This is a genomic window from Patescibacteria group bacterium (genome assembly GCA_035529375.1).
Lineage (GTDB): Bacteria > Patescibacteriota > Microgenomatia > PFEM01 > JAHIFH01 > DATKWU01.
This window is the reverse complement of the sequence record DATKWU010000014.1, coordinates 1-7,894: the sequence shown is the minus strand read 5'-3', so window position 1 is coordinate 7,894 and position 7,894 is coordinate 1. Positions and strand designations below refer to the sequence as shown.

Below are 7,894 nucleotides of genomic sequence, written 5' to 3'. Positions count from 1 at the left end.
AAACTATGATCTCATCAGTTATTCTTACCAAAAACGAAGAAGAAAATATTGAAGAATGTATAAAGTCTCTTAATTGGTGTGATGAAGTAATTGTTATTGATAATTATTCTGAGGATAAGACTCGGGAGGTTGCAAAGAAATTAGGCACTAAGGTTTTTCGGCATCATCTAAATAATGATTTTGCTCAACAAAGAAATTTTGGTTTAGGAAAGGCGAAAGGGGAGTGGGTTTTGTTTTTAGATGCTGATGAACGGGTTTCTCTAGCTCTTGCTAAGGAAATTAGACAGGAGGTTAAAAGAGATAAACATTACGCCTTTATCTTTAAAAGAAAAGATTTTTTTCTTGAGAAACCTCTAAGATTTGGAGAAACAGCAAAAGTTAAACTTTTAAGAATGGCAAAGAAAGATGGTCAATGGGTTCGGCCGGTTCATGAAGTTTGGCAGAACAAGTGGCGGACTAAAACTCTAAAAAATCCGATTTTTCATTATTCTCATCCTTCAATTTCTCAAATATTGAGTCAAATTAATTTTCACTCTACTTTACACGCTAAGGCTTTAAAGCAAGAAGGAGTTAAATTTAGCCTTTTTCGATTAATTTTTAACCCCTTAGGTAAATTTTTCCAGAATTACTTTTATCGTTTAGGCCTTTTGGATGGCACACCAGGTTTAATTATGGCGTTGATGATGAGTTTTCATTCCTTTTTAGCTCGAGCAAAACTTTATCAATTAAAATGAAAATCATTCTAGCTCTGCTTTTTGCCTATTTCATCTTTTTTCCCTTTGGCCAACTAGCTCAAATCCCACTTCAAATGACTGAAGTGAATGTCTATATAATTGATTTATTAGTTTTCTTTATTCTTTTGAGTTGGGGAGTCTGGCGAATAAGAAGAAAAAAAAAGAAGTATCAATTACCACCCTTAGCTTTGCCTCTAATATTATTTTCCCTGATTAGTTTTCTCTCTTTTACTCTCGCAACTCCCCTATTATCAAATAGGGAAGTCATAGTTGCCGGACTTTATCTTTTTCGCTGGTTAGCCTATGTTGGTTTTTACTTTGTCATTGCTGATATCAAAAACCGCTACCTCAGATCTCAAGATTTAATCAAATATTTAGCCATTACTGGAGTATCTTTAGCTGTTTTTGGTTTTGTTCAATATTTTCTTTACCCTAATCTTAAACCCCTAGAATTTTTTCACTGGGATCCCCATTTTTATCGTTTAGTTTCTACTTTTCTTGACCCAGGTTTTACGGGTTTGATTTTAGTTTTGACTTTGATTATCCTGATTAATTTGCTTTTTGAAAAAGAAAATAAGAAATGGTTAATTCTGGCTATGCTTGTTACTTATATGGCTCTTATCTTAACTCATTCCCGTAGCTCTTACTTAGCTTTTTTGACAGGTATGGGCTTCGTTTTCTGGTTAAGAAAGAATTTTAAGATTTTGATTGTTAGCCTCTTAGTTCTCTTGTTCTCTTTATTGATACTCCCCCAACCAGAAGGGGAAGGAGGCAAGTTAGCCCGAACTTATACAGTTGATTATCGAATCGAAAATTATAAAAACACCCTAACAGTTGCCAAGGATAACCTTTTCTTGGGAGTGGGTTTTAATGCTTTTCGTTATGCTCAAAGAGATTATGGTTTTCTGAAAGAAGATTCATGGCAGGCAAGCCATGCCGGCGCTGGCGCTGATTCCAGCCTCTTGTTTGTTTTGGCCACCACCGGAATTTTAGGTTTAACAAGTTACCTTTGGTTTTTAACAAGAGCCGGAGTTTTAGCCTTTTCCCAAAAAAATAAACTAATCGGAGTCATTTCTTTGGCTTCTTTAGGAGCGATTATCATTCACTCTTTTTTTCTCAACTCCTTGTTCTATCCCTGGATAATGGGTTGGTTGATGATTTTACTAGTTTGTCTTTGATTTAAGGGGAATAAGTAATTTTTAATTCCTGGGTGGTTTGATTACCGGCTTTGTCCTGGGCAACAATCCTAAAACTATTTTCACCTTCTTGAAGTGAATATTGATAATTAAAATCTCCTCCAGGACCAACAATCACCAGACGATCGTTAATCGTCACCCGAGAACCTTCTTCAGTCTGGCCTTGAATGGTTATCTCTTCTTCCAGACCGGTAATCGTGGTTTCGTTTTCCGGACTAATAATCTCTAGAGCCGGTGAGGTAGTATCGTAATCAATGATTTCTGGTAATGAAGCTTGACTTTCATTACCTTCAGAGTCTATGGCTATGGCCGTGATTTCATTCCGGCCAGTGGTTAACTTAAGTCCTTCAAGAGAAAAATTACCTTCGTTATCGGCTACTACCTCACCAAAAGAAAAACTGGAATTTAAAAGCTTGACCGTGGCTCCTGATTCAGTGTAGCCTTTTAAAGAAAATTGGGCACTATTAGTCGCTTCAAAAGGAACAACAAGGCGAGGTGGTGCTGGTGGAATTTCATCTTGTTTCTCGGGAAGCTTTGAACTGGATCTTAGATTACCAAGGAAGATAGCCATTTTGATAAGAAGAGGAATACCAGCAAAAATCAAAACACCAGCCAAAGCCAAAGTAAGAAAGATATAAAGAATGGCCCGGCGAATATTTTTTTCTTCTTGTTTTCTGATTAGTCTTGATTTTCGTCTCATAAAGAGTTTTTATATTACTTAACTCGAACTTATTTTATCAAAAAGGACTAATTCAGGCAACTAGACAGCAAATTACCAATATAGCGGAATTTTATTCTTGATATTTTTCCAAGAAAAGAAAAAGGAGCTGGGTTTACCTGATTGATTAATCAGAACCAGCTCCTTGGAGAGCTAGACTAGCGTCTTTCGCTGATCATCACGATTCGCTTTGAATCGAAATCAAAAGACTCACCATTGAAGTCTCCATAGAGCTCAACAGGCTCAAAACCAGCTCGTCGTAAGATAGTAGCCAGCTCTGCCGCCGAGTAGATGTGTAAGTCCAGCCGATGTTCCTCTTCTTCGCCGCCCGCCTCAGTATAGACCTCCCGCGAAATGTTGCGGTTAGTCATATAGTCGAACTTTCTCTCACTTAGAAGACGACGCTTTCCATCCTCTGACTCATGCCAACCTCGAGGTTGATAGTTCTTTACCAACCAAAAGAGGTTCATGGTATCAATCAGGAATAGAGCTCCAGGCTTCAGGGCCGCGTGGAGCGACCTAAACGCCTGAAGGTCGTCATCTTCAGTAAGATAGCCGACCGCACTGGTAAAAAGGTTGATGGCGTAATCAGCTTGGATGGAAGCCGGTGTCTGTCTGAAGTCAGAGTGAACAAAATTCACTTTGACACCTGCCTCTTCTGCAAGTCGACGCGCCATTTCAATGTGGTTGGCGGCAAAATCGAGTAGGGTTATTTGATACCCATGCTTGGCAAGCTCGATTGTATGCCGGCCCCAACCTCCAGCCCAGTCAAGAAAGTGACTTCCAGATTTAGGCTTCAGAAGTTCAAGTACACCTTCTACCTCCTTGGCAGTCCTCTCAGGGTCGATACGAAACACCCAAGCCTTCCAGTAGAAATAGGATTCGAAAAAGCCTTGCCAATCCATCTGTTTGTTCCTTTCTTTTTTAATGTACCTTTGGGGGCCCAAAAAAACTGTATTTTCACCTCCTTTCTCTTTGGGTATCAAGTTTACCGAGGCCCCTTTCGGCAAACAAAAAACCGGTCTCCTTGGGGACCGGCTTGATAAAAAGCCAAAAGATTTAAGTTGTTTAACGACGCTTTTGCCTCATATCAAACCAGCCTCCATCTACGGGAAGATAACCGTTAGTAATAACGGCCATCCATTTAGAAACTGGTTTGTGACAAAAGTCTCTACTCATATTAGTTGTAAATCCTACTATAAGATTTGGTGAAAGTCAAATCTAGGAATTTTTTTCTAATGGTTAAAGAAGTAATTTATCGTGTCTTCCAATAAATCTCATATCAGAGCTGGCGGGCAGATTTGAACTGCCGACCCATCGCTTACGAAGCGATTGCTCTACCACTGAGCTACACCAGCACCACAGAGCGGTGGAGGGGAGTTGAACCCCTGACCTTCTGCTTGGGAAGCAGACGTTCTACCAACTGAACTACCACCGCACTTAATACTAGTTTAAGCTTATTTCCTGGGTAGTGTCAAAATATCTCCTGGATTGATGATATCCGGATTGGCAATCTCGTTTGCTTGAGCAATGGCTGTCCATTGATAACCATCACCATAAGCTCTGACCGCAATTCCCCAAAGGTGATCACCCTTTTCAACAACATATTGACCACTCTCAATTACCGGACCAAAGACTGTCATTTCGGCCGCTTCCGGCTGAATGACGGCTGCCCGGGGAATGATTAATTTCTGATCAGGGTAGATCATATTAGGATTGTTCAGATTGTTTTCTTGGGCAATACTGACCCAATTATAACCAGAGCCATAGAAATCTTCAGCAATTTGCCAAAGGTCATCACCAGTTTTTACCTGATAGGTTTTAGGCAACGCTTCAGGTACGAGCTTTCCTTCCTCTTCAACTAATTTCACTTCACCAAGTTTTATTTCTTCTTGCTCTTTTGGAGTCTCGACGCTCCTAAAATAATTGAAAATAAGAACTCCAACGACAATAATCACTAAAGCCCCCAAAATCATACTGATGGTTGACTCATTGAGTTTGATACTTTTAAGAAGTCTTTTCAATCGGTTATTTTCCATCCTTTTTGAAAATACCTCCTTTCTGGGCAGAACTTGAGCAGTTTTCGGTAGCTATCGAGAAATTATTACCAAAGCTACTTCCTTTCGTAGCGTTGGCGGTCTCGACGATTAAGCTTCTCCATCATTTTATTAAAAGATTTATCTAAGTCAATATCCAATGAATTAGCTAGGCAGATTAAAGTGAAAATAATGTCAGCAATTTCATCGCCAATCTCTTTGTTTTTTTCATTAACTTTTTTCTTTTTTGAGCCAAAGCGGTGGTTTAACTCTCTAGCTAATTCACCAACCTCTTCAACTAAACGAGTGAGAATTTCTAATGGCTGGAAGTATTTAATCCTGAATTGATTAACCCAATCATTAACCTCTTTTTGGTAAGTAGCCAGCGACATAAGCGGGGCCGACGAGACTCGAACTCGCGACCTTCTGCGTGACAGGCAGACGCTCTAGCCAACTGAGCTACGGCCCCAGATGCCTATAGTAGCAGATTGTTGTTGCCCAGTCAACGTCTGTGATATGATAATTTTAGCATGGAAATGAGCAAAAGAATGAGTAATCAGGAGATTGCTCAATTACTGAAAGGAATGGCCGCAGCCTATCAAATAAAAGAGGATCAGCAGTTTAGAGTTAAGGCTTATGAAGAAGCGGCGGCCTCAATCGAACACGCCACCAGTAGTATTAAAGACCTTTGGGATGATGGTAAGCTCGAGGAAATTCCCAGTGTCGGTAAAGCCATTGCTGACCATTTAGATGAGCTTTTTCGAACAGGCAAAGTTAAACATTTTAATGAAGTCATGGCTAAATTCTCTCCAGCCATGTTTGAATTTCTTCAAATTCCTGGCGTTGGTGCCAAAACAGCCTATAAACTGGCTAAAGAATTGAGAATTAATAAGGCTAAAAGTGCTTTAGTTGAGCTTAAAAAAGCGGCCGAAAAAGGTAAAATTCGCCAAATTGAAGGTTTTGGTGAGGAATCAGAAAAGGCTCTGCTGGAAGGACTAGGCGAAATTGGCAAAAAAGGTAAGGCTGGTGAAAGAATGGCCCTGCCTTTTGCCGGTAGATTAGCCAAGGAAATTCTTGCCTATATGAAAAAGAATCCTCAGGTTAAACAAATTGAACCACTTGGCAGTTTAAGAAGGCAGGCAGCAACAATCGGTGACCTGGATTTTGGGGTAGCGACCAATAAGTCAAAAGAGGTCATTGACTATTTTTGTGCCTACCCCCAAAAAAAGGAAATTGTGGCCGCTGGTGGCAACACGGCTAGAATAATGACCAAAGATGACCGTCAAATTGACCTGAAAACCATGTTGCCCGATGCTTTTGGCGCTCTTCTTCAACATTATACAGGCTCCAAACAACATAATATTCATCTTAGAGAAATTGCTCAAAAAGAAGGTTGGAGTTTATCAGAGTACGGTATTAAGAGGAGTAAAAACTTTGTGAAAAAATATAAGAATGAAAAAGATTTTTATAATGAGCTGGGCATGGAATGGATTCCGCCTGAATTAAGAGAAGATACTGGGGAAATTGAGGTTGCCCAAAAAAAGGCTTTACCTAAGCTTGTCGAGTTAAAAGACATTAAGGGCGATCTCCATCTCCATTCAAATTATCCGATTGAACCTAGCCATGATTTAGGCACACCTTCTATTAAAGAAATGGTAATCAAGGCTAAAGAAATGGGTTATGAATATCTTGGTTTGAGCGAACATAATCCGAGCGTTAGTAAACATAGTGATAAACAAATTATTGACATTTTAAAGAGAAAAAAGGAGAGTATCGAACAATTTAAATCCTCGAACAAGAAACTTGTTCGTTCAATTCATTTATTCAATGGCTTAGAAATTGACATCAAACCTGATGGAGATCTAGCTGTGCCTGAAAAAGGCTTGATTTATCTGGATTATGCTATTGTCTCGATTCACGGCAGTTTTCGCCAATCAAGAGATGGGGCTACAAAAAGGGTTCTTAGAGCTTTAGAACATCCCAAAGCCCGGATTTTAGGCCACCCTACTGGCAGATTGCTTAATAAAAGAGAGGGCATGGAATTTGATTGGGAGAAAATCTTTGCTTTTTGCCGAAAAAGGAAGAAATATTTAGAAATTAGCGCTTGGCCTTATCGACTTGATTTGCCTGATATTTTAGTTCGAGAAGCCGTGAAAAATGGAGTGAAAATGGTAATTAATTCAGATGCACACAGTTTGGAAGAAATGGAATTAATGGAATATGGTCTTTCGGTGGCTCGTCGCGGCTGGGCCGAATCAAAGGATATTATTAATACTCTAAGTTATGCTAGGATAATAAAGATATTGAAAGGAGGTGAAGATTAAATGCCTTTTTTAGTAGTTTTCTTGGTTTTAATTGGGGGAATCATTCTCTATGTTTTTCTAACTTATAATAAGTTTGTTACCACCAAAACTCGAATTACAGCTTCGATCCAAGAAATCGGCAACCAGCTTAAGAGACAATCAAACCTAATTCCTAATTTAGTTAAATCGGTTAAAGGCTATATGAAGCACGAAAAGAAAATATTTGATAACCTGACTGAAGCGAGAAAAACAGTCAACACGGCTGTTAGTTCTAAAAATGCTCAGAAAATGGTTGATGCTAGTGTCCAGCTCGAAAAAGCTTTGGCACCAATTAGGGTTGTTCTTGAAAGTACACCAGAACTTCAAGCAGCCAAGCCAACGATGAAATTAATGGATGAGTTGCGCGATACAGCTGATAAATTAATGTACTCTCGAAGAACTTTAATTGACTTGTCAGCTGATTATAATGTCATGGTCGTTACTATTCCCAGTAAGTTTGTAGCCTCGATTTTTGGTTTTAAACAAGAAGAGGGTTTGAAGACACCGACTGAAGGAGTTCACCTTGAGGTTGATAATCAAGAAATGAAAGAGCCAAAAGTAGATCTCTGAAGAAAATGATTAACGTTTATGAGCAGGTAGATCAGAATAAACGGCGGAGCGCCGTAGTTATGGTGTTGTTTGTGGTCGTGATTACTTTTTTTGTCTGGGTCTTAGCCTATTTTCTAGGCTATGGTTTAGATATTGTTGGCTTAGCTTTGATTTTGGCTGGTTTAATGAGTTTTGCCAGTTACTGGTGGTCAGATAAAATTATTCTGGCTATTTCCAAAGCCAGACCGGCGGATAAAGAACGTGATTTTAATTTTTTCACTGTTGCCGAGAATTTGGCTATAGCCGCCCAAATACCAAA

Annotated in this window: 9 protein-coding genes and 3 tRNA genes; 5 read left to right on the top strand and 7 right to left on the bottom strand. The window is 39.3% G+C overall.

Translation table 11 applies throughout. The features are described from left to right. Together VMY36_03455 and VMY36_03450 are read left to right on the top strand one after the other, a co-directional pair. On the top strand, positions 1-734 hold a 734-nt coding region (locus VMY36_03455; GenBank protein ID HUV42926.1), incomplete at its 5' end, for a glycosyltransferase family 2 protein. Further along, positions 731-1,912, top strand: coding sequence for an O-antigen ligase family protein (locus VMY36_03450; GenBank protein ID HUV42925.1), 1,182 nt, complete (start codon positions 731-733; stop codon positions 1,910-1,912). The genes VMY36_03455 and VMY36_03450, both read left to right, overlap by 4 nt. 1 nt (position 1,913) lies before the next feature. Here the strand turns inward: VMY36_03450 and VMY36_03445 are convergent, their stop codons facing one another. From VMY36_03445 to VMY36_03415, 7 genes are all read right to left on the bottom strand, one after another. Further along, entirely contained in the window at positions 1,914-2,630 is a 717-nt protein-coding gene (locus tag VMY36_03445; protein ID HUV42924.1) for an Ig-like domain-containing protein, read from the bottom strand. A gap of 176 nt (positions 2,631-2,806) precedes the next feature. Further along, positions 2,807-3,553, bottom strand: coding sequence for a class I SAM-dependent methyltransferase (locus VMY36_03440; protein HUV42923.1), 747 nt, complete (start codon positions 3,551-3,553; stop codon positions 2,807-2,809). Positions 3,554-3,934: 381 nt separating this feature from the next. Further along, positions 3,935-4,006 (bottom strand) — tRNA-Thr (locus VMY36_03435). Between the two features lie 7 nt (positions 4,007-4,013). Further along, a tRNA-Gly gene (locus VMY36_03430) sits at positions 4,014-4,086 on the bottom strand. Positions 4,087-4,105: 19 nt separating this feature from the next. Continuing rightward, positions 4,106-4,687, bottom strand: a complete 582-nt coding sequence (locus tag VMY36_03425) for a LysM peptidoglycan-binding domain-containing protein (protein HUV42922.1) — start codon at positions 4,685-4,687, stop codon at positions 4,106-4,108. 74 nt (positions 4,688-4,761) lie between these two features. After that, positions 4,762-5,076, bottom strand: coding sequence for a nucleotide pyrophosphohydrolase (locus VMY36_03420; GenBank protein ID HUV42921.1), 315 nt, complete (start codon positions 5,074-5,076; stop codon positions 4,762-4,764). A gap of 3 nt (positions 5,077-5,079) precedes the next feature. Further along, a tRNA-Asp gene (locus VMY36_03415) sits at positions 5,080-5,153 on the bottom strand. 61 nt (positions 5,154-5,214) lie between these two features. Here VMY36_03415 and polX point away from each other — a divergent pair. The 3 genes from polX to VMY36_03400 all read left to right on the top strand — a co-directional run. Continuing rightward, positions 5,215-7,008, top strand: a complete 1,794-nt coding sequence (polX, locus tag VMY36_03410; GenBank protein ID HUV42920.1) for a DNA polymerase/3'-5' exonuclease PolX — start codon at positions 5,215-5,217, stop codon at positions 7,006-7,008. Beyond that, positions 7,009-7,596 (top strand): LemA family protein, encoded by a 588-nt coding sequence (locus tag VMY36_03405; protein ID HUV42919.1) that lies wholly within the window; start codon positions 7,009-7,011, stop codon positions 7,594-7,596. Positions 7,597-7,601: 5 nt separating this feature from the next. Then, positions 7,602-7,894 (top strand): zinc metalloprotease HtpX (locus VMY36_03400; GenBank protein HUV42918.1); only part of this gene is annotated, 293 nt, incomplete at its 3' end.